A 20251-nucleotide genomic window follows, 5' to 3' on the forward strand; every position below is an offset into this window, starting at 1 on the left:
ACTGCTGTTCTAAACCAATTTACCCCAATCAGAAAGATGAGCGGTGTTTTTTGCGATTCACATTTCACGCCAGACATGGTCACTCCCTTTAAATTCATGCATCTTCAGTCATCTGATGAGTAGCTGAGTAGATAAATACAGGCTGATCCATAGCCTTCCTGATATAAGTAAACCCATCAGACGACTGGACACAGGAACAGGTAAGTTGAAAATATTATAAAAAAAATATTTCAATGTTTAAACATTATTGTTTTAACATCGTTTATATTTGCATCAACAAATTGAAATCACTAAAAATTAAAATCATGAAAAAAGTAAGTCTTTTATCAGCCTTAGTACTAGCTGCTGGTATGTCATTTGCCCAAACTAATTGGGGAATTGATGCAGCACATTCAAACATCGGCTTTACTGTAAGCCATATGGTAATTTCTGAAACGGAAGGAAATTTCAAAGAATTTGATGCTACAGTGACTAGCAGCAAAGAAGATTTTGACGGAGCAGCAGTTGTATTTACAGCAAAGGTTGCCTCTATTGATACCGACAATCAAAAAAGGGATGAGCATTTGAAGGGAGAAGATTTTTTCAATGCGGAAAAATATCCTGAAATCAAATTTGACGGAAAAATCAAAAAATCAGGTTCAAAGTACCAGTTAGTGGGAGACTTCACCATGAGAGGTGTAACCAAGAAGGTGACTTTTGATGTTAAATATAATGGAACCGTTAAAGATCCATGGGGAAACATCAAATCAGGATTTAAAATAAACGGTACTGTAAATCGTCAGGAGTATGGTTTGAAATGGGGAGCATTAACTGAAGCAGGCGGTGCAGTGGTTGGCGATGAAGTCAATATCATCTGTAATGTTGAGTTACAGAAAAAAGGTTAGTATCTTGGAGGGTTAAAAAGACCCTCCAGCTTTTCAACAAACAAAATATGGACTTGGGTATCTCAGGTCCACATTGTCTGTTTCACTTATAGACCGCTGGAGATGAACCCCTTAGAAATGAAATTTGAAGAAGAAATACAGCAGAAGAAATTCAAAAGTGAGAAACAGAAGGCCACGTTAAACCTGATTTTCACATCCGGGTGGCTGGTTAATAAACATAAAGAGTTTTTTAAGCCTTTCGGCATTACCAATCAACAATACAATGTGCTCCGCATTTTGCGCGGTCAACACCCTAAATCCATATCCACATGTGGCATCAAAGAACGCATGCTGGACAGAAATTCTGACGTTTCAAGAATAGTAGATCGTCTTACTTTGAAAGGTTGGGTGAGCAAGGAAACCTGCCCTAACGACCGCCGCCTTGTGGATGTTATGATCACCGATGAAGGCCTGACGTTGCTTAAAAAAATGGATATCGCAGTTGACAAACTCGATCATGAAATGGGCAATTTGTCAGAAAAAGATGCAGGGCTTCTGAATGAGTTGTTGGATAGGATCAGGGACTAGCCATATATGTCTGAGACCTAAAAAGAAGCGTCCAAAACTAAACAACATAGTCTAAGCGGGGCTTGGAGCCATTGCATCAGGAATAGGTGTTGGTTGAAACAAAGGCATGTGTATGGTAAAAGTGGTTCCCACACCTTCTTCACTTTCGACAGTAATACTACCACCATTCATTTCAGAGAAAGAATAAACCAGCTGTAATCCCAGACCGAGCCCTTTTTCTCCCTCTGTTCCCCATGACCTCTTATGTCCTCCTAATTTGAAAAGGCTTTCCAATTGGACCTGGGGGATACCTCTTCCCGTATCTGCCACGTGCAGTGCCGCCATGTCTCCATCTTTTCCAGCAAACAATGTTACTGAACCGCCTTCTTCGGTGAATTTCAATGCATTGTTTACCAGGTTCCTCAGTATTGTCCTCAAACTGTTACTATCGACCCAGAGCTGAATATCTTCAGGTATACTGGTAGTTAAATTAATTTTCTTAGCCTGAGCCATATTATGAAACAGCCCCATAATATCTTCGGAAAGATCGTGAAGACTAACCTCCTCCGGACTGTAGGGCACCTTACCTTGCTGCGAAACCGCCCAATCCAGCAAATCGTCCAGCAATGTTGACAGTTGATCAACTGATTTATCAAAATGCTGATTAAGTTCAGCCAGCTCATCTATGCAATTCTGGTCGATGTACATTTTGATAAGCCGTGACATCCCCTTAAAAGCATGCACCGGCCCACGCAGGTCATGGGAAATAATGGAAAAGAACTTATCTTTTGATTGGTTAAGCTCGTCCAGTTGATCCCTTTGGGCTTCAATCTCCTCTTTCTGTTCGCTAAGTATCTGGTTTGTGTGCTGTCTCTGTTTACTATTTTTGTAAAACATAAAGGCTAAAGCTCCTACCAATAAAATTACAATGGTAAGTCCGATGCCAATAATTTGTTGGTTACGCTTTTGTTCATTCAGCAGATCGACCTCTGCCTGCTTCTGAGACACCTCAAACTCCGTCCTCAGATCGGCCATTTTACGAATCGTTGCTTCATTATTGATGCTATCTCGGTAGACTATATATTGACTTTGAAAACCGAAAGCTCTTTCATAGTCTTTAAGATCACTATAGAGCTCTGAAAGTTTAAGAGAGGCATCTCTTATCTGCTCTTTAAGCCCACCCTTTACAGCCTCCATATGACTTCGGTTGGCATATTCCAGCGCTCTTATATAATCCCCTTTATCTTTGTATATATCTGCCATATAGGTATCGTAAACCGATATGGCATAAATATCTCCCAGTTCTTTCAGTATTCTGACCGCTTCATTGATATTTTGTTCAGCAAGAGCATTTTTTCCTTGTTCTGCATAGATAAGGCCAATGTTACCCAGATTGTAAGCTTTTCCAATTCTGTAATTAATTTTATCAAAAAGTTCACCGGCTTCCGTAAAATATATCAATGCCGAATCCATTTGATGGTTGACTCTGTATAGTTCTCCGGTGTTCATTAAGCTTTTGGCCAGGTTTCTATAGTCCTTTTTCTCTCTCAGCTTAATTATAGCCAAATTGTAATACTTTAAAGATAAGGTAAAATTCCCCTGAACCCTGTACACGCTTCCTATAGCACTATATGCAATAGCCTCACGTCCACCGTCCTTCATTTCCCCTGCAAATTCCAGAGATTTTAATAGTGCATCTAAAGCCTTTTGAAGATCTCCTTTTTTCTTATGAGCGTGGCCAATATTTAATGTGCTTTTATATAACCAAAGCAGATTGTCAGCTTCAACAGCCATTTTATATGCTTTGTAAGCATAGTGCAACTTTAAATCAGGGTCTGTCTGATTAATAAAAATTCCTCTAAGAACTTCAAATTTTGTAGAGTCAGGCATGATTTTACCGTTATTCATCAGGTTAATAAGACTGTCTGCCTTATGCTGGTCTTGCGCTGAAATCATATTAATTTTAAAAAACAGGCCTATAATTAAAATATAGGCCCAATAACGAATTAATAAAAGTGTGAAATTATTCACCATCATCATCTTGAACCTCGAGCTCAGGATCATCAACATACTCTACGCCATTAATTTTGTAAGCAATGTTATAAGATTCATTTCCTGATGCTGAACTGCTAACTGTTCCTTTCCATGAACCATCTCCTTGCTTTGCAGGGTCACTACTAAAAATATCCTGACTGCCTACTTTAGGATAAATATTAACAATTTCATCAATACCACCGTCATTTACAAGTTGCCAGACCACTGTATCACCTGGTGAAACGGTAGTGGTTATTGTGTTATCGCCGGAATGTCCTTCATTATCAGATAGGTAAAGACCGGTACCGCTGGTTTGTTTACTAATAAAAATAGTTTCGGTTGCCATAGTTAATTAGTGTTAGTTATGGTTAAAATATAAAGGTTAAAATGGTTTTTTGAAGAGTTTTGACAGAGTATCATATCTACTCCATTGAGTTAGTAATCATTCTAGTATCATGATTTTTGATCATAATAAAAGCACTATTCAAGTTTAAAAAATTAACAGTTCATATAAAACAAAAACCTGCAAGACTTATCAACAATTATTTTCAAATATTCGCAGCAGAGCGTAACTGAGAATAAGAAATTCAAACAAATTACAATAAATAATTGAATCACAGCAATTTACAACAAAAAGCACATTTACTGGCCCGATGTATGTATACAATCATAGTCATTTAAGCATGGGCAATACATGTAACAAAACTGCCCCTCAGTAAGATAAACAATAAAGACCCCGTTGATTCGTATCAAACATTTGCGGTTATGAACAAAAAATCCCGGACCGAGGCCCGGGATCAAAATGACTGCTCAAAGCCGCAGCCTGACTACTACAAATCCTACACCTTAAATATTAGTTAAGAGGAAAGTTTATACTATCCTTAATCATCATCATTTTTACTTCATCCCTGATTTGATGTAAGTGTTCTATTTGCTTTGTCATTATGCCATGCATAACTTTAAACTCCTTTTCATAATCTTCCAGACATTCGGCTTTTTCCATTAATGGCGTAAGGTCTTCATTGTATATTTTGTGAGCAAATTCCATATTGATCTGCTCATAATCGGAAAGTGCTTTTTTTGTTTTGTCAAGCAGTACATTTAAGCTTTCAAAAAGTTTATTGTACCGGCCATTCGAGTCCTCCCAAGTCATTTTCATCATTCTTGTTATTTTCTGTTAATCAAATTTTTTCTCTCCACTTACCTATAAAGTATAGCTCAGGCGTTAAATCTGGTATTATAGGTAAAGATGATTCCGGTAGGTTGAAAAGAATACTGTCTGGTTACATTTTAACAAAAACATTACACTCAATTTATGATAAATTTCACTACTCAAGTAACCTTTATCACCCATGAATATAGTTAATTTTTATAACTTTCTTACATAACAAAAAAATTTTTTATGTATATAGAAACCCAAAATACGTGATTCCCTTACATAAATATTCCCTATTGCGTGCCTATATTGATTTTTATATACCAAATACAAACCTTAATTACTTCAGAAAAAATTACATCAATGGCTTGGGATTTATGTTCCGCCCAATCAATCTGTAATGCAGAATACTAAGAGCGCTTAACCAAATGTGTGCATCAGGTGTTTATATGTTGTGAAGTAGGGCAATGAAAGCTTATAACGTGTTACATGATAACCTTGACCAACAACACGATGAAGTTATTTAACAACCATTTGAATCTAATCTCATGTATAGAATATATTATATGTTATCTGCAGCTGTCGGCATATTTTCCGTGATAGGCTGCAGTGAAGAGGAAACGCCGTATGCAGCCCACAGGGAAATGCTAACAGCAGGAAATGTTAAATCATGGAATATAACTGAACAGTACCCGCTCAATGTAGAAGCTGAATGCAGACCGGATGCTGCATTTATCCGGGACAACTCCTGGATCTTCTACCCTAACGGAGATTTTAAATTTGACGGAGGAAAAATAAACGGTGGCATTAAATGCAGCGATTTCATTGATTTTAAAGGAGTATGGGAAATCACCAATAGGAATGAACTAAAGATCAAGGCCATACATGCCACGGATGATCCTAATACGGCATTTAATGGAGAAGTGATCCTTTTCGGAACTATAGAAGAGATAAGTGAAACGTCATTTACAGTAAGCAGGAATGGTCATTCGGTAATCTTTGAATCTAAGAGTAGCTTTTAAGTTCACAGTTCTTAGTTCACTGCCGACTACATGACTTTTATAAAAGAATGCAGTAGAACAAAGAACTGTGAATTAAGAACCGTGAACTGTAAATCGTTAAAGTTTTTCCATTTCAAGCTTCACAAAGCTCATCAACTCCCTGATATAGGAGCGGCTAAAATCAAACTTGATATGTGCCGCTTCATAAACCTCTGGTATTGAACGGGTATACCCTAATCTCAAGGCATTCATGTATCCTTCAAGACCTTTTCGTGGATCTTCTTTGTAGTTTTTCCAAACTGCTACCGCTCCCAGTTGAGCCATGCCATACTCGATATAGTAGAAAGGCACCTCATACAGGTGCAACTGTTTTTGCCACAGGAAGTTGCGGTTCTCTTCCAAAGTAGACCAGTCGGTAACATCATCAGAAAACTGGGCAAAGATTTCATTCCAGGCTTTTATCCTGTCTTCCTCTGAATGCTCAGGGTTTTCATAAATCCAATGCTGGAATTTATCAATGGTTGCAACCCACGGTAGCGTCTCAATGATCTGCTCCAAGTGTTCCTTTTTGGCTCGCTTCAGATCTTCATCATTATCAAAGAAAAGATTCCAGTTATCCATGGAAATGAGTTCCATACTCATTGAGGCCAATTCCGCTACTTCGGAAGGTGTATGCTTAAAATCGGTCAGCTCCAGGTCCCTGGTGAGGAACGAGTGCACGGCATGGCCTCCTTCGTGCAATATGGTGATCATATCCCGAAGGGTTGACGTAGCATTCATAAAAATGAACGGCACTCCTATTTCTGAAAGCGGGTAATTGTAACCGCCCGGCGCTTTGCCTTTTCTCGACTCCAGATCAAGGTGCCCCATCTCTTCCATGATCTCAAGGCACTGCCCCAAGAAGGGGTCCAGTCGCTTGAAACATTCGATGGTTTTGGAGGTTAGTTCTTTGCTGGAGGCAAATGGTTTTAGAGCCTCTTTTCCCTCTGCATCAACGGCTTTATCCCAGGGACGAAGTTGATCTACGTTAAGTTTTTCCTTACGTTCACGAGCCAGTTGGCTAAGCATCGGCACTACTTCCTCCCTTACGGATGCATGGAAATCGAAGCAGTCCTGCGGGGTATAATCAAAGCGCCCCATAGCTTTGAACATGTAATCGCGATAGTTGTCAAAACCGGAATTCTTAGCCACCTGGTCTCTTAAGGAAATGAGTTTGGTATACAGGTCATTCAGCTTATCTTTATCCTGCAATCTGCGCCGGGCGATCTTGTGGTATACCTCCTCGCGTTTGGCCCGGTCTGTCGACTGAAGGATAACCGCAGCCTGTTGCAGGGTCAGTTCCTTGCCATCGATTTCTACCGTCATGGCACCATTGATCTGCCCAAACTTCTGGGTCTCTGTCTGCATTTCGGTAAAGATTGGAATATTCTCCTCTCTGAATATCTCAATATCTTTTCTCAATTCACGGATCATTATATTGAAACCTTCTTCCTGCTCCAGCTTTTCAGTAAAAGGTGTATTAAGCGCCTTCTTATTCAGCTTATCCGTGATGGGGGATATTTTAGGCTGTATTTGCTGCACAAAATGATGGTATGCCTTTGTATATTCTTCATTATCAGTGAAGCGGGTCATATAGATATAGCGCCAGCCGGCATCTTCTGAAATAATTGATTCCAGCTCGCTTCTGTCCCTAAGCCATTCGCGCAGATCTTCTGCAGAATTGATATCGCGCTCCAACAGATCTTTATAGAATGGTTCAAGCCCTTCCCAGTTTTCTATTTTAAAGTCTTCTGGCAAAAACTTCCTCGGTTTTCTTTCCGGTAATGCTATTTCCTTTTTCATAGGTTGCTGTTTCTTTTTCGTTGATAATTCTAAACTTCTATAGGAAGCTCAGTCATCTGAAAGTTCTTACAATATTTAACCTGCCTTTATATAACTTGCCTTATTCCGGAAGGTTTAGGTTTTATATTTAGTGATTTAATCACCCTATTTCTATCACCACATCATCACTGATCGGGTGCCCCACGCAGGTAAGCACATAGCCTTCTTCAAGCTCTGATTCGCTTAAACCTTCTTCTTCATCGAGTTTCACTTTACCGGAAATGCACTTGCCTCTACAAGCCGTACATAAACCACTTTGACAGGAATAAGGAAGGTCAATGCCCAGATCCAGTGCTGTTTCGAGGATGGTAGAGTCCGGCTCCACGGTAAATTTATGCTCTTCACCATCATAGATCACCGTTACTTCACGGGTAACTATTTCTCCGTCAGAAGGTTCTGCACCTTCTTTTTTCAACTCTTTATCGATAGTGCCAGCTACAAAGCTTTCTTTGAATACCTGGCTTTTGTCAATCTTCTGCTCTTCCAGCAGGTTTTCGACATTTTTCATCATCCCTTCCGGACCACACATCAGGTAAGTGGTTTTATCTGCTCCCCAGTCAGGAATACGTTCAAATATTTTCACCAGCATATCGTGGTTCAACAGTCCGGAATGTCCCTGCCAGTTCATCGGAGCATCATCGAGGATATGGATTACGCGGAACCTTCCTTCGTAGTCGGTCTGTAATTGCTCGAGTTTATCTTTAAAGATGATGCTATCAATATCCCTGTTACAGTAGATCAATGATATGATACTGTCAGGCTCCTGGGTAAGCATTGATTTGGTGATGGACATCATCGGTGTGATACCACTACCACCGGCAAACATCACAATATGCCTCTTATTATCGGTTTTATACTCCGTGGTAAATACACCCATTGGCTCCATGATCTTCATGGTATCGCCCACTTTTAGGTTGTCCGGTAACCAGTTGGACATCAACCCGCCTTCCACTCTTTTAACTGTCACGGCCGGGTCACCATCCACGAAAGGTGATGAGCAAAGGGAATATGCTCTTCTCACATCTTTACCCTCCATAGGAACTATCAGGGTGAGGAATTGACCTGATTTATAGTTTATTTTGCTTTCAGGGCTCTCAAATACGATTGTTATAGCGTCTTTGGTTTCCTGAACAATCTCTTTTACCTTCAGGTTATAATAGTGACTACCTGCTCCCTGCGGCTGTTTTTTCTCTTCTTTTTCTTCTTTGTTTTTCTTAAAAAAGCTGAATGCCATTGATTTGAATGTTTAGCTGTTTATTTTAAAAGCTCTATATCCGCTTTATGTTCTATAATTTTGCAGGCACAAAGGTAGCAAGTTATCACCTAACTCTGAAAACCACTGTTTTTAAGCGCCAGAGCCACAGCCATACCAAAAAAGACCAGAGCACTTTTGCCACTTTTCTGCCTGAACCAAAATTAACAAAAACGGCCTTAACGGGGCTTATTAAATCCGTAATTATTAACTGCTTAAAAGAGTTATTTTATTAATTTTGTGCGCTTCAAAGAAAACCTATCTTTCATGGATTTAAATGCATTAACTGCGCTATCACCTGTTGATGGTAGATACAGAAGACATACTCACCCCTTAGCTCAGTACCTTTCGGAATTCGGACTTATCCGCTATCGTGTGCTTGTGGAAATAGAGTATTTCATCGCACTTTGTGAAGCTGACGTACCACAACTCAAAGGTTTTGACCACGGATTATTTGCCCAACTACGCAATATCTATGAAAATTTCTCTGAAAATGATGCGGAAAGCATCAAAGAAATAGAGAAAACTACTAATCATGATGTAAAGGCTGTTGAATACTTCATCAAGGAGAATTTTGACAAACTGAATATCAGTGAATACAAGGAATTTATCCATTTCGGCCTGACTTCCCAGGATATTAACAACACGGCCATACCCCTTTCTTTGAAGCATGCTCTGGAGAATGTTGTATTACCTCTTTTGGGTGAGGTACACACCAAAATAGCCCAAGACGCTGAGAGCTGGAAGGACATACCTATGCTGGCCAAAACCCATGGACAGCCTGCATCGCCAACCAGACTGGGCAAAGAATTTATGGTTTTTCACGCCCGCATTGCCAGGCAGCTTGAGTTGCTGAAAACTGTACCTTATTCTGCGAAATTTGGCGGGGCAACGGGTAATTTCAATGCACACCACATCGCTTATCCTGATACGGACTGGGTGGCTTTCGGCAACAAATTCGTCAAAGAATACCTCAGTTTAGAGAGAAGCCATCCCACTACCCAGATTGAGCATTATGACAATCTTGCGGCTTTGTTCGACAACCTGAAAAGGATCAACACCATTCTTATTGACCTTAGCCGTGATATCTGGCAATATATCGCCTCTAACTACTTCAAACAAAAAATAAAGGCAGGGGAAATTGGCTCATCGGCCATGCCTCACAAGGTGAACCCCATCGATTTTGAGAATGCCGAAGGAAATCTGGGCCTGGCTAATGCCATTTTTGAACATTTATCTGCCAAACTACCTATTTCCAGACTTCAGCGCGACCTTACTGACTCCACAGTACTAAGAAACATCAGCGTGCCACTGGCCCATACTTTAATAGCTCTCAAGTCTCTTGAAAAAGGACTAGGAAAGCTTGAGCTCAACAAAGACGCAATACAAGCAGACCTGGCCGAAAACTGGGCCGTTGTGGCCGAAGCTATCCAAACCATTCTTCGTCGCGAAGGCTACCCAAAACCCTATGAAGCCCTTAAAGAGCTGACCCGTAAGAATGAAAAAGTTACCGAAGAAAGCATTAAAAGCTTTATTGACACTTTGAATGTAAGCGATAGCGTAAAAGAGGAGCTTAAGGTTATTTCTCCTTTTAATTATACTGGGGTGTAGCTGGTTACTGGGTGCTGGTTTCTGATTGTCAGGATGGCAAAAAACAACCGATTACCTGTAACTGATTACTGGTTACTTCTAAGCTGCTTGTTTAAAAAACTGATTACCGGTCACTGACCACCATTTACCGCCTCAGGCGGCTGGCTTCCGGTCACTGACTATCAGACAATTGCAAACTGAAAGCTACCCGACAAAATCTCCTGTACTGCGGCGGCATTCTTTGCGTTTCTTTTTCAGCTTGAATTTCCAAAAGGGCCCATTTCGTAGGGTGATCCCTATTTTGGCGAAGAAGTTATGAGCCAAACGGCCAAATTCGCTTCTGTTTCCGGCTTGTCCACGGGGTTGGACTACGTAGATGAATCCCATGTCATCAGTAACTTCTTTCAGGCATTTATTGCCCAACAGCAATCCTTTGGCATCACTCTTCACCCATTGGATCATGCGCTTGTTTTTATGTTTTTTAGCGTTGGGCTTATATTTGGGTGCTTTATTGGTCGTGCCTGTATCTCCAAACTTCAAATCCTCCTGGCCATAGCTAACACCTATAGTTAGTATAAATGCTATTACATATATGTAAATTCTCATATTACAAATCTAACATAAATATTTTCACTAACTCTGACCCGGTTTTGAACCCTGTCAGAGTTAGTGAAAATTGATATATTTGCCCCTTCATGAAAAAATTGATCAGCTTCATTATACGTTTTGTACCCCGTAAGTATTTGCAGCGGGTGAGTGCCCCTGCACTAAAAGTAGTAGGAATATTTCTCCGTGGCAATAATGTCACCTGCCCTATAATCAACAAGAGCTATAAAAAGTTTCTTCCCTACGGCCGGATTAATCCTCGTGCAAATGCTCTATGCCCTGATTCTCTGTCGCTGGAAAGGCACCGTCTTTTGTGGCTTTATTTTAAGGAGAAAACCAATTTTTTTAATGAGAGACTTCACTTCCTGCATATCGCCCCGGAGCAGTGTTTCATGAAGCAGTTTGAGGCCCGGCATCAGGATGGGTACATTACCGGAGACCTGGAATCCCCGCTGGCTAAAGTAAAAATGGACGTGCATAAAATCCCATTTGAGGCCAACACTTTTGACGCTGCCATGTGTAATCATGTTATGGAGCATGTAGATGATGACATCAAAGCCATGAGCGAGATCTACAGGGTATTGAAGCCGGGAGGATGGGCTGTTATGCAGGTACCTTTCTTTAATCCTATCCCTGATGTTACTTTTGAAGATAAAACCATCACCGATCCTCGTGAGCGGGAAAAATGGTACGGACAGGACGACCATGTACGTTTGTACGGTAAAGACTATCCTGATCGTTTGCGTAAGGCCGGTTTTGAGGTTACTGAGGACAAATTTATTTATGAATTGGGTGAGGAAGCAGTTAAAAAGTATGCACTGCCTGCCCATGAAATCATTTATTTTTGCAGGAAGAAAGGGTAATTGGAGGTTGATCCAAGGTTCCGGTGAGATCAGCGTTCGTATCTTTTTTTACATGCACCTGTTAATGGCAATCGGCAAACTCATGGTTCGAGTAAATGATCTCAATGCTTTCCGATCTAATCGTTCAATTTCGCCCTTTCAAGGCTTGTATTGATTCATATTTATTTACAAAAGGCTGCACCTTTTGCTGATTGATGGCACCCTTTCAGGGTTAAAAGTTCAAGCTTTTGCTGTTTTTTTGATGTTTAGTAAAATAGCTGCTTAGTTTAATCAGATATGGCTTTGGATTTAGCCTTTCGTTAATTTCCTCCAACCTTCCGCGAGGAAGCCGATGCCGTAGGCAAATAATTGGGTAAATGCAGCTCCTACGCTGAGTATAGCTACTGAGAGGCTTTTCTCTTTGGCCAGAGCGTCGAAAAATATGAGTCCGAAAAACGACACGAAAAGTATGAGTGCAATAGAAAAAAGCACTGTACTGATAGCCGGGAGCAACCACATGAAAAAGAAGCCGAGGGTAAAAATGACGGGCAACAAATGTACAAGTTTAACTTCTCCGGGGTAGAACCTGCTGATGTTGATCCTGGCACGCCCGAAGAAATGTAGCTGTTTATAGAACTGGCTCAGGCTGGTTCGTCGCTTGTGGTAAACATAGGCATCTTCTATCAGACCGGTTTTAAAGCCCAGTTCAATAATGCGGATGCTGAATTCAATATCCTCTCCCATTCGGGTGATCTTATAGCCCTTGGTTTTCTGGTACACTTCTTTGGAGATCCCCATATTAAAACTTCTGGGGTGGAAAGCTCCCATGCGCTTTTTGCCTCCTCTTATACCCCCGGTAGTAAAAACGGAGGTCATGGAATAGCTAATAGCTTTTTGTGTGGCTGTAAAGCTATTGTGTGCACGATCAGGGCCGCCATAAGCATCCAGCATATGTTCGTCCAGGTATTTGTCTACGGTTTCAAAGTAGTGCTCAGGGATAATACAATCTGAGTCAAATACGACCAGGAAATCTCCCTTTGCTCTTTCAAAACCAAAATTACGGCTAAAACCCTGCCCGGAATTGGGCTTGTAAAAATAGGTAAGGTGTAGACTGCCTGTATATTTTTCAACTACTTTGTCACACCTCTTTGATGAACCGTCTTCTACTATCAGCACCTCAAAATTGTTATAGGTCTGACGGGTCAGGCTTTCCAGCAGCTCGTCTACCTCGTCAGGACGGTTGTATACAGGAATAATTACCGAGTAAAGACGCATCTTATTCTACACCTATCTTTTCTATCACGAGGTATTCGTTGGATGATTGCGATTTCATGGCCATCATCTCAGCCAAAAAGCCGGTTAAAAACAATTGCACCCCAATGACCAGCGCTACAAGTGCAAGAAAGAACAAGGGCTGATCTACCACGTCCCTTGCAGGCATTTTGTAATGCAGGCGATAGAGTTTGTCTCCTATAACGTAAATAGTGATGATCAGACCTGACAAAAATGACAGCGTGCCCAATGAACCAAAAAAGTGCATGGGTTTACGCTTAAATTTAGAAACGAATGTAATGGAAAGCAGGTCGAGGAAACCATTGATAAACCGCTCAAGGCCAAATTTGGTAGTACCATACTTTCTGGCCCGGTGCTCTACCACCTTTTCGCCTATTTTAGCATAGCCGTTCCATTTGGCAATTACAGGTATATAGCGGTGCATTTCGCCATAAACATGGATGTTATGCACAACCTGGTTTTTGTAGGCTTTCAGTCCACAGTTGAAATCATGGAGTTTGATCCCTGATATTTTCCTGGTGATGTAATTAAAAAATTTTGACGGGATGGTTTTTGAGACCGGGTCGTGGCGTTTTTTCTTCCAGCCTGACACCATATCGTAACCATCGGTCATGATCATTTTGTAGAGATCGGGGATTTCGTCGGGGCTATCCTGCAAATCGGCGTCCATCGAGATCACCACATTGCCTTTAGCCTTTTTGAAACCGGTGTTTAGAGCGGCTGATTTGCCATAGTTTCTATTAAACTTAATCCCTTTTACATATGGATTGGTGACAGAAATATTACGCACGATCTCCCACGAGCGATCTTTGCTACCATCATCCACCAGTATTATTTCATAAGTAAAGCCGTGTGTTAACATTACACGGCTTATCCAATCACAAAGTTCCGGCAGTGATTCCTCTTCGTTGTAAAGGGGAACCACGACGGAAATATCCAAGTTATTTAACATAGTTACATATCAAGATCCGGATTACTATTTTTAGTAAACGCGCTGATGATCAAAGATAAGATAAATCCAAAAAATACAGATATGAAAATGGCGAATACCGACATAATTTCAGGCGTCATGAAACCGCTCGTCATGGCCATTGCCTGATCAATCTGTTCCTCGCTCATGCCTTGCTCCTGCATACCTTCCAATTGCTTGTCTTTTATGATCTCCATGAAAGAAGCATCAATGAATTTTACGTACACATAGAAAAAGACGGTAGAGATGATAGTTCCTATCAAAACCGTTAAAGTACCTATCCCCAGTCCTTGTCCATACGACATGAAACCGTCTCCCTGTGCTTTAAACTCCTTATGGGCATAAATAATGAGTATAATAGTAGGAATATAGCCCACATACTGCATAGCCTGATTTCCGATAAGACCAGCAAAAACTGTAATTAATAATAATGCAATTGAAATAACACCTAAAATCAATCCATATTTAGTAGCGACTTGCTTCACACTGATCTGCTCGCCTCCATGTGAGTGATCCAACATTGAATTTTTATCTTCCATAGTAAAGGTTTTTGGTTGTTTCGCTTAAGTTAACTGAAATTATTAATGGTTGAAAATTAATTTCATTGATCTGCTTTTCAAAAACTTATCGATTGCATGGTCTGAAATCCTGTTAACCGGAAAAAGGGAGGTGTTAACGTAACTGACAAGGGTAAATGCCTGTTTAGCAGAAGGTAGCGATGGGCTGATGAAGGGTCTGGTGTTCTGTCGGAGATAGAACAAAACCGTTTTCTTCTGTTTATGGCAACCAATTTCAGCAGGTACTAAGGAACGGTAAGCTTTACCAAACTCTCAGAAGTTTAGTAAAGCTGGCGATTTAGCTCATACGGTTACTTTTTATCAAAACCTTTTTTCTGTTCTTCTCAGGATCACTGAAATGATGATGGCCAGGAAAAAGCCTATAAAGCAGCTTTTTATGATGTAGTCGACTGCCAGGAGTGCCGGACTGGTTTCTTTTAAAAGCATCATCTGGCGGCTGTACTCTTCTTCTGAGATGGTAATACTGCCTTCGGTCAGCAACCTGCTTTTCTCCAGTTCCATTCCCTTAATCGTACCTGTAATATATCCATCAAGGAACTCAGGTACAAGATTCGAAAAAGCAATAATAAACAGGCCTACCACGATACCGATCATCATATACATGATAAAGCTGATCACCATGCCCTGCCAGAAATTTAAAATGCCTCCATTGTGATATTCCCTGAACTCTTTCAAACCAAAGAATATAAACAGGCCAAACAGTATGATCCTGAAATCAAACATCGGTGGTATCAGCAACGGGTGCCTGTTGGAATAAAACAGGACTACAATAAGAACAATACCAAAGAGAGAGCCTATCAGACCATATTTCAGGGGAATCTTAAATATGGGTTTTATACTGCTAAATTGTATCATCTATATATTGCTTTCCCTGGTTAAATACTGCTACTGCTTTTCCTTTGATGGTTTTATTCCAGAAAGGTGAGTTCTTTGATCTTGACTTGTTGCTTTTGCTGTCCAAAACCCACTCACGTGTGGGGTCAAACAGTGTAAGGTTGGCGTGTTCGCCTTCCTTTATCGCTGGTACAGGTAAGTGCAGCAACTTTCTGGGGTTATGGCTTACTGCTTTGATCAATAATTCCATATCAACAGATGTCGACAACATAGCCAGGTTATGAGCCATGGTTTGCAGACTGATGATACCAAAATCGGCCAGGTCAAACTCCAGCTTTTTGCTTTCTTCATCCTGAGGTATATGGCTGGATACGATGACGTCAATGGTACCTTCCTGCAGGCCTTTGATCAAGGCTTTGTTATCTTTCTTTTCTCTAAAGGGAGGATTTACCTTAAAGTTGGTATCAAAACCACTCAGGGCACTGTCATCAAAGGCGGTTTGAAAGGCGGCAATATCGCATGACACTTCCAATCCTCGCTTTTTGGCGGCTTTGATCATGGCTACTGATCTTTCTGAAGAGATGTTGGTAAAGTGCAATCTTCCTCCTGCATACTGTAGCAGTTCCAGATCCCTCTGCACGATCAGCTCCTCAGATAGTTTAGGCATACCTTTCATACCCAGCATGGTACTGTTCACACCCTCGTTCATAGTACCAAACAGGTTGAGCCTGGTATCTTCGGGCAGGTTGATGAGCAGTCCGTTAAATTTTTGAAGGTACTGTAATGATTTCAGCAGGATATCAGTATGCCAAATAGGTTGAATCCCGTCAGAAAAGGCTACCGCTCCTGCATGGTGCAGGTCTATCATCTCGGTCAGTTCCTCACCTTTGGCATCTATGGAGACAGCACCAATTGGGAATATTTCTGTTATTGAACCTGCGTTACGGGATTTCAGGTAGCTGACCTCATTTTTAGTCTGTGTTACCGGCTTATTATTGGGAAGTAACGCAACCCCAGTAAAACCTCCTGCGGTAGCAGTCTCAAGTCCAGAGATAATATCTTCTTTATGTTCGTAACCGGGATCTCCAAATGAAGCACGCATATCAAACCAGCCTGGAGAAAGTATCATTCCTTTAGCATCGATTACTTTGTCTGCATTGGGGGTTTCCTTTCCGATCTTTGCGATGTTTCCCTTATCAATAAGCACATTAACTGTCTTGTTATGATGGGGGGATGGCTCGTCAATTACCTTGGTTGATTTTAGTAGTATCTTCTTCATTTATATTATAGACACATGAAATTATGGTAAAAACCTAATTAATAAAACTTCCATTAACAGAAATATGAGTGCAATGATAATGGCATATTTCCACAGGGGCTGTCCGATATATTTTCTTTCAACAGAACTCTTGAAACCTTCTTTATCCTGCACTTCAAAAATATCTACTTTACCTTTAAAAATCTTTCTCAGGTCATCAACAGTGTATTGCCTCAAGTCAGACTCACCAGGGGAGACATTAAATGCAAGAGTAGTGAGTTTTTTTCCTTCAAACATCAGGTCATAAAAGCCTATGCCCAGGGTAAATCTGGGCACTTCCATAAATACGTTATTGCCGGAAATCCGCTGTGAAGGAATAATCTCTTCATCGCCTCTTCTGAGTTTGAATACATTATCGGTGATAAGCGTATCAGTTCGGAAGATAATATTGGGATCATCAATAAAATAATAGAGCTTAGACTCTTTTGAGGCACTTTGAGCGGCTATGCGGTACATGACAGGCACAAAAATAGCATGAGCCTGCAGACTGGTATAGTCGATGTGGAGTGGAGAGCCAAAGACATAGAGGTTTCCGTTGCCTCTCATTTTTGACAGGAATGGCATTCCGTTGTTGTATTTTAATAAAGCAGTCCGGTCCCTGCCCCATTGTACTACTCCGGCAGCCTCAGGCATAGCAAAGCTCTTGTTGGTTTCCTCAAAAACGTTTTCAAAAAACGGATCGTTAAAATCTGGTGTTGCCAGGGCGGCCTTGCCGGTAGAATCCATAGGACTTAAGTTTCCTAGTCCTGACAGTTGCCTGTAGCTGGCTATATCAGGCGCTGAAGCCGGAATAAAAATAATGTTGCCATATTCAGCGAGATATTCATTCAAAGTAATCGCCAGTGAAGGATCAATATTTTCAAGACCATTTACAATCACCAGGTCTGCCTCCGGTATCAGGCTATAGTCGAGGTTTGAAAAGTTGATGCTTTTTAAATTGAATAATTCTTCGTTGCCAAATACATTCTGCACATTGGTAACCTGAGAACTGCTTTTGATCTCCAGTACATCTATTTTCTGACTTCCATTGATGGTGAAGTAAAAATCGTTGTCGAAAGTGACTGGAAACTCTTCAAAGCTGATGCGGCACTTGTTGTTGCCTTCGATATTAAATGCAAGGTCAAAAGTGGCGGTCACGATATTGTTGGGTTTGATATTGACACTGGCCGTGGCTGACTGCACCTCGTCTACATAAACCTTTACGATAAGGTCATTGACCTCCTCCACTCCTATATTTTTGAGTACAACATTTAGCTTTAATTTCTCATCTCCAATGAGAAATGGGTTATCCAGATAAATAGAATCCACATAGACATTGTTAACAGCAGTGAAATTCATAGGTACGAGGTTAACACTATAGGTGCTGTCAAAATGTATTTCTTCTTCCTTGCCGGCTGTTGCAGACTGAAAATCACCAATCCAGTACACATCATAGTTACCGCTCTCCTGCTGTAAGGTAAGCCGCTCCTTAATTTCTTCGAATGACCGTGCCACCCCGGTCATGCGCAGCTCTGTGGTGAGCTCCGTAACATCTTTTTTATTTTGATAAATACCGGAGTGTGTACTGAAGTCGTTAGTAAGTATTTTATATTCTACGGAAGTAGGATAAAGTTCTGTAAGGGTATTAACATACTGCAGAGCCTCGTCAAAAGCCGATATACCTTCATCTACTTCATTACTCATACTCAATGAGTTATCAAGATAAATCAGAGTTTTTCCCTGGGCTGAGGCCTCTTCTTCCGAGGGGAAGAAAGGCTGGGCAAAAGCGATAACAAGGAAAAACAGCATCAGAAGCCTTGAGGCCAGAATGAGGTAATGCTTGAGTTTTCTTTTGGAACTGCTGGCTTCTTTTACTTTTTGCAGAAAGCGGGTGTTGGAGAAATATACCTTTTTGGTCTTTCTAAAATTAAATAAATGAATGATGATCGGAATGAGGAGGGCGAAAAGGGCGTATAAGAATTGTGGGTATAGAAAATTCATTGGCTGCAAAAGTAGAAAAAATCAATCAATCATACGCAGATTAATTGAAGTGACTTTAACTGTTTAAAAGATTATGGAAATAAAAAAGTCATGCGAAATTCACACAACAGTCAACAAATGCAGGTAAACGCCGGTTCTATGGCCGACATAGCTTTCCTGTTACTCATTTTTTTCATGATCACCACCACGATTGTAAACGACAAAGGCATCAGTTTGTTGTTGCCGCCCGACCGACAGGAAACTGAAATGGTGCCAATTAATGAACGTAATTTGTTCAAGATCCAGATCAACTCTCAGGATAAACTCCTGGTGGAAGGTGAACCTCGTGATAATACTTCAGGGTTGAGAGAGGAAATCAAAACTTTCATTTTAAATAATGGTAAATCGACTGATCTAAGTGAAAGCCCTTCTAAAGCTGTAGTTTCTATTAAGACTAATCGGGGCACTACGCAGGAGATGTTCATTAAAACTTTGGATGAGGTTAAGGCTGCTTATTACGAGATTTATGCCCAACGGGCCGGAATTACGCCTGCGGAGTATCGCAACTTGTCTTTGACTGTACCTGCTGAAAAGAGGTTGTACGATAAGGGCAGGAAGGGTTTGCCTATGAACATTTCTATTGCTGAGCCCTCGAATTAAATGTTTAGGATGCTTAGTGGTTTGCCAGGGACGAGGCGGAGTTTGTTCCTTCACCAGGAGTAATTGGGTTTGCTGGTCTGTCAGGGGACGAGACCACGGGATGGGAATAGGGACGAGACCACGGATTGGAAATAGGAACAACGCTCTAAGAGAGGAACGAAACAAGGATTATGGTGCCATTCTCATATCCACATTCTCCTTCCTGACGAAACCAAGGGGAGAATGTGGATAAGGTGTTAGTGGCCTGTCGGGAGACGAGGCCACGGCGAGGTAGAATGTGGTGTTTTATATTACTTTTTGCCACCAAACATCAGGATTTCGTTAATATTGACTTCGGTGAAGTATTTCTTTTCACCATCGATGGTTTCGTATGAGCGATGGATCAGTTTGCCCTGCACGGCTACCTCCTGCCCTTTCTGCAGGTATTCTTCAGCTATTTTGGCGGTTTTCCCCCAGGCTACAATGTTGTGCCATTGAGTATCTTCAACTTTTTCTCCTTTTGAATTGCGATAACTGTCGGTAGTAGCAAGTGTGAAAGTGGCCACGGTTTTTCCACTTGTAAGGTTTTTAACTTCAGGATCTTTACCTAATCTGCCAATCAATTGTACGCTGTTTCTTAAATTTTTCATGTCGTGTAATTATTAATATATTTATAAATTTCATTCTGATGAGTTGTTCATCGATTTTGTTGACACAAAGTAAGGGTAGCCAAAAAGCGATAGTCGGATGGTAAATATTTGTAGTCGCTTATTATTCGTTTGTAGTCATTTGTAAATGAATAAATAATTAATAATCAGATAATTAAATCGAAACCATTTTAACCAAGTCTGCGAAGATAAAATATAAG

Annotated in this window: 19 protein-coding genes; 6 read left to right on the forward strand and 13 right to left on the reverse strand. The window is 40.8% G+C overall.

All coding sequences use genetic code 11. The features are described 5' to 3' along the window. The first annotated feature begins 305 nt into the window (after positions 1 to 305). Both LVD17_RS00850 and LVD17_RS00855 read left to right on the forward strand, forming a co-directional pair. Positions 306 to 884, forward strand: coding sequence for a YceI family protein (locus tag LVD17_RS00850; RefSeq protein WP_233764062.1), 579 nt, complete (start codon positions 306 to 308; stop codon positions 882 to 884). A 117-nt stretch (positions 885 to 1001) separates the two neighbouring features. Next, a complete protein-coding gene (locus LVD17_RS00855) occupies positions 1002 to 1451 on the forward strand; it encodes a MarR family winged helix-turn-helix transcriptional regulator (protein WP_233764063.1) in 450 nt (149 codons plus the stop codon). Between the two features lie 51 nt (positions 1452 to 1502). On the opposite strand, the gene LVD17_RS00860 is transcribed toward LVD17_RS00855, so the two are convergent. The 3 genes from LVD17_RS00860 to LVD17_RS00870 form a co-directional block, all read right to left on the reverse strand. Then, on the reverse strand, positions 1503 to 3386 hold the full coding sequence (locus tag LVD17_RS00860) for a tetratricopeptide repeat-containing sensor histidine kinase (protein WP_233764065.1): 1884 nt from the start codon (positions 3384 to 3386) through the stop codon (positions 1503 to 1505). A gap of 67 nt (positions 3387 to 3453) precedes the next feature. Then, positions 3454 to 3810, reverse strand: a complete 357-nt coding sequence (locus tag LVD17_RS00865) for a DUF8788 domain-containing protein (RefSeq protein WP_233764067.1) — start codon at positions 3808 to 3810, stop codon at positions 3454 to 3456. Between the two features lie 507 nt (positions 3811 to 4317). Further along, positions 4318 to 4626, reverse strand: a complete 309-nt coding sequence (locus LVD17_RS00870; RefSeq protein ID WP_233764068.1) for a hypothetical protein — start codon at positions 4624 to 4626, stop codon at positions 4318 to 4320. 542 nt (positions 4627 to 5168) lie between these two features. Between LVD17_RS00870 and LVD17_RS00875 the strand changes: the two genes are divergently transcribed. Further along, on the forward strand, positions 5169 to 5642 hold the full coding sequence (locus LVD17_RS00875) for a hypothetical protein (protein WP_233764069.1): 474 nt from the start codon (positions 5169 to 5171) through the stop codon (positions 5640 to 5642). Positions 5643 to 5738: 96 nt separating this feature from the next. Here LVD17_RS00875 and LVD17_RS00880 read toward each other — a convergent pair whose 3' ends face one another. Further along, positions 5739 to 7463, reverse strand: a complete 1725-nt coding sequence (locus LVD17_RS00880; protein WP_233764070.1) for a M3 family oligoendopeptidase — start codon at positions 7461 to 7463, stop codon at positions 5739 to 5741. A 139-nt stretch (positions 7464 to 7602) separates the two neighbouring features. Next, positions 7603 to 8736, reverse strand: a complete 1134-nt coding sequence (locus tag LVD17_RS00885; RefSeq protein WP_233764071.1) for a ferredoxin--NADP reductase — start codon at positions 8734 to 8736, stop codon at positions 7603 to 7605. 285 nt (positions 8737 to 9021) lie between these two features. On the opposite strand from LVD17_RS00885, the gene purB reads away from it, so the two are divergent. After that, on the forward strand, positions 9022 to 10365 hold the full coding sequence (gene purB, locus LVD17_RS00890; protein WP_233764072.1) for an adenylosuccinate lyase: 1344 nt from the start codon (positions 9022 to 9024) through the stop codon (positions 10363 to 10365). 183 nt (positions 10366 to 10548) lie between these two features. Here purB and LVD17_RS00895 read toward each other — a convergent pair whose 3' ends face one another. Then, positions 10549 to 10950, reverse strand: a complete 402-nt coding sequence (locus LVD17_RS00895; RefSeq protein WP_233764073.1) for a hypothetical protein — start codon at positions 10948 to 10950, stop codon at positions 10549 to 10551. An 89-nt stretch (positions 10951 to 11039) separates the two neighbouring features. Here LVD17_RS00895 and LVD17_RS00900 point away from each other — a divergent pair, with 89 nt between their 5' ends. Continuing rightward, on the forward strand, positions 11040 to 11813 hold the full coding sequence (locus LVD17_RS00900) for a class I SAM-dependent methyltransferase (protein ID WP_233764074.1): 774 nt from the start codon (positions 11040 to 11042) through the stop codon (positions 11811 to 11813). Positions 11814 to 12101: 288 nt separating this feature from the next. Here the strand turns inward: LVD17_RS00900 and LVD17_RS00905 are convergent, their stop codons facing one another. The 6 genes from LVD17_RS00905 to LVD17_RS00930 form a co-directional block, all read right to left on the reverse strand. Further along, positions 12102 to 13067, reverse strand: a complete 966-nt coding sequence (locus LVD17_RS00905; protein ID WP_233764076.1) for a glycosyltransferase family 2 protein — start codon at positions 13065 to 13067, stop codon at positions 12102 to 12104. A gap of 1 nt (position 13068) precedes the next feature. Continuing rightward, positions 13069 to 14037 (reverse strand): glycosyltransferase family 2 protein, encoded by a 969-nt coding sequence (locus tag LVD17_RS00910; RefSeq protein WP_233764077.1) that lies wholly within the window; start codon positions 14035 to 14037, stop codon positions 13069 to 13071. A gap of 2 nt (positions 14038 to 14039) precedes the next feature. Then, positions 14040 to 14594 carry a DUF4199 domain-containing protein gene (locus LVD17_RS00915; protein ID WP_233764079.1) on the reverse strand — a complete coding sequence of 185 codons (555 nt, stop codon included), beginning with the start codon at positions 14592 to 14594 and terminating at the stop codon, positions 14040 to 14042. A gap of 339 nt (positions 14595 to 14933) precedes the next feature. Then, on the reverse strand, positions 14934 to 15488 hold the full coding sequence (locus tag LVD17_RS00920) for a DUF4199 domain-containing protein (RefSeq protein ID WP_233764081.1): 555 nt from the start codon (positions 15486 to 15488) through the stop codon (positions 14934 to 14936). Continuing rightward, the gene (locus LVD17_RS00925) at positions 15475 to 16746 is read right to left on the reverse strand and encodes a dihydroorotase (RefSeq protein ID WP_233764083.1); all 1272 of its coding nucleotides are present in this window, start codon (positions 16744 to 16746) and stop codon (positions 15475 to 15477) included. Before LVD17_RS00925 ends, LVD17_RS00920 begins: the two co-directional genes overlap by 14 nt. A 21-nt stretch (positions 16747 to 16767) precedes the next feature. Next, positions 16768 to 18765, reverse strand: a complete 1998-nt coding sequence (locus LVD17_RS00930; protein WP_233764084.1) for a BatA domain-containing protein — start codon at positions 18763 to 18765, stop codon at positions 16768 to 16770. A 90-nt stretch (positions 18766 to 18855) separates the two neighbouring features. Between LVD17_RS00930 and LVD17_RS00935 the strand changes: the two genes are divergently transcribed. Beyond that, positions 18856 to 19404 (forward strand): ExbD/TolR family protein, encoded by a 549-nt coding sequence (locus LVD17_RS00935; RefSeq protein WP_233764086.1) that lies wholly within the window; start codon positions 18856 to 18858, stop codon positions 19402 to 19404. 290 nt (positions 19405 to 19694) lie between these two features. On the opposite strand, the gene LVD17_RS00940 is transcribed toward LVD17_RS00935, so the two are convergent. Further along, positions 19695 to 20033, reverse strand: a complete 339-nt coding sequence (locus LVD17_RS00940; RefSeq protein WP_233764088.1) for a single-stranded DNA-binding protein — start codon at positions 20031 to 20033, stop codon at positions 19695 to 19697. Positions 20034 to 20251 lie beyond the last annotated feature (218 nt).

This window comes from Fulvivirga ulvae, from assembly GCF_021389975.1.
Taxonomy (GTDB): Bacteria; Bacteroidota; Bacteroidia; order Cytophagales; family Cyclobacteriaceae; genus Fulvivirga; species Fulvivirga ulvae.

Excerpts from the sequence above, each read along its gene's own strand:
- LVD17_RS00850 (WP_233764062.1), top strand. The coding sequence starts at position 306 with ATGAAAAAAGTAAGTCTTTTATCAGCCTTAGTACTAGCTGCTGGTATG.
- LVD17_RS00855 (WP_233764063.1), top strand. The coding sequence starts at position 1,002 with ATGAAATTTGAAGAAGAAATACAGCAGAAGAAATTCAAAAGTGAGAAA.
- LVD17_RS00860 (WP_233764065.1), bottom strand. The coding sequence starts at position 3,386 with ATGATTTCAGCGCAAGACCAGCATAAGGCAGACAGTCTTATTAACCTG.
- LVD17_RS00865 (WP_233764067.1), bottom strand. The coding sequence starts at position 3,810 with ATGGCAACCGAAACTATTTTTATTAGTAAACAAACCAGCGGTACCGGT.
- LVD17_RS00870 (WP_233764068.1), bottom strand. The coding sequence starts at position 4,626 with ATGATGAAAATGACTTGGGAGGACTCGAATGGCCGGTACAATAAACTT.
- LVD17_RS00875 (WP_233764069.1), top strand. The coding sequence starts at position 5,169 with ATGTATAGAATATATTATATGTTATCTGCAGCTGTCGGCATATTTTCC.
- LVD17_RS00880 (WP_233764070.1), bottom strand. The coding sequence starts at position 7,463 with ATGAAAAAGGAAATAGCATTACCGGAAAGAAAACCGAGGAAGTTTTTG.
- LVD17_RS00885 (WP_233764071.1), bottom strand. The coding sequence starts at position 8,736 with ATGGCATTCAGCTTTTTTAAGAAAAACAAAGAAGAAAAAGAAGAGAAA.
- purB (WP_233764072.1), top strand. The coding sequence starts at position 9,022 with ATGGATTTAAATGCATTAACTGCGCTATCACCTGTTGATGGTAGATAC.
- LVD17_RS00895 (WP_233764073.1), bottom strand. The coding sequence starts at position 10,950 with ATGAGAATTTACATATATGTAATAGCATTTATACTAACTATAGGTGTT.
- LVD17_RS00900 (WP_233764074.1), top strand. The coding sequence starts at position 11,040 with ATGAAAAAATTGATCAGCTTCATTATACGTTTTGTACCCCGTAAGTAT.
- LVD17_RS00905 (WP_233764076.1), bottom strand. The coding sequence starts at position 13,067 with ATGCGTCTTTACTCGGTAATTATTCCTGTATACAACCGTCCTGACGAG.
- LVD17_RS00910 (WP_233764077.1), bottom strand. The coding sequence starts at position 14,037 with ATGTTAAATAACTTGGATATTTCCGTCGTGGTTCCCCTTTACAACGAA.
- LVD17_RS00915 (WP_233764079.1), bottom strand. The coding sequence starts at position 14,594 with ATGGAAGATAAAAATTCAATGTTGGATCACTCACATGGAGGCGAGCAG.
- LVD17_RS00920 (WP_233764081.1), bottom strand. The coding sequence starts at position 15,488 with ATGATACAATTTAGCAGTATAAAACCCATATTTAAGATTCCCCTGAAA.
- LVD17_RS00925 (WP_233764083.1), bottom strand. The coding sequence starts at position 16,746 with ATGAAGAAGATACTACTAAAATCAACCAAGGTAATTGACGAGCCATCC.
- LVD17_RS00930 (WP_233764084.1), bottom strand. The coding sequence starts at position 18,765 with ATGAATTTTCTATACCCACAATTCTTATACGCCCTTTTCGCCCTCCTC.
- LVD17_RS00935 (WP_233764086.1), top strand. The coding sequence starts at position 18,856 with ATGCGAAATTCACACAACAGTCAACAAATGCAGGTAAACGCCGGTTCT.
- LVD17_RS00940 (WP_233764088.1), bottom strand. The coding sequence starts at position 20,033 with ATGAAAAATTTAAGAAACAGCGTACAATTGATTGGCAGATTAGGTAAA.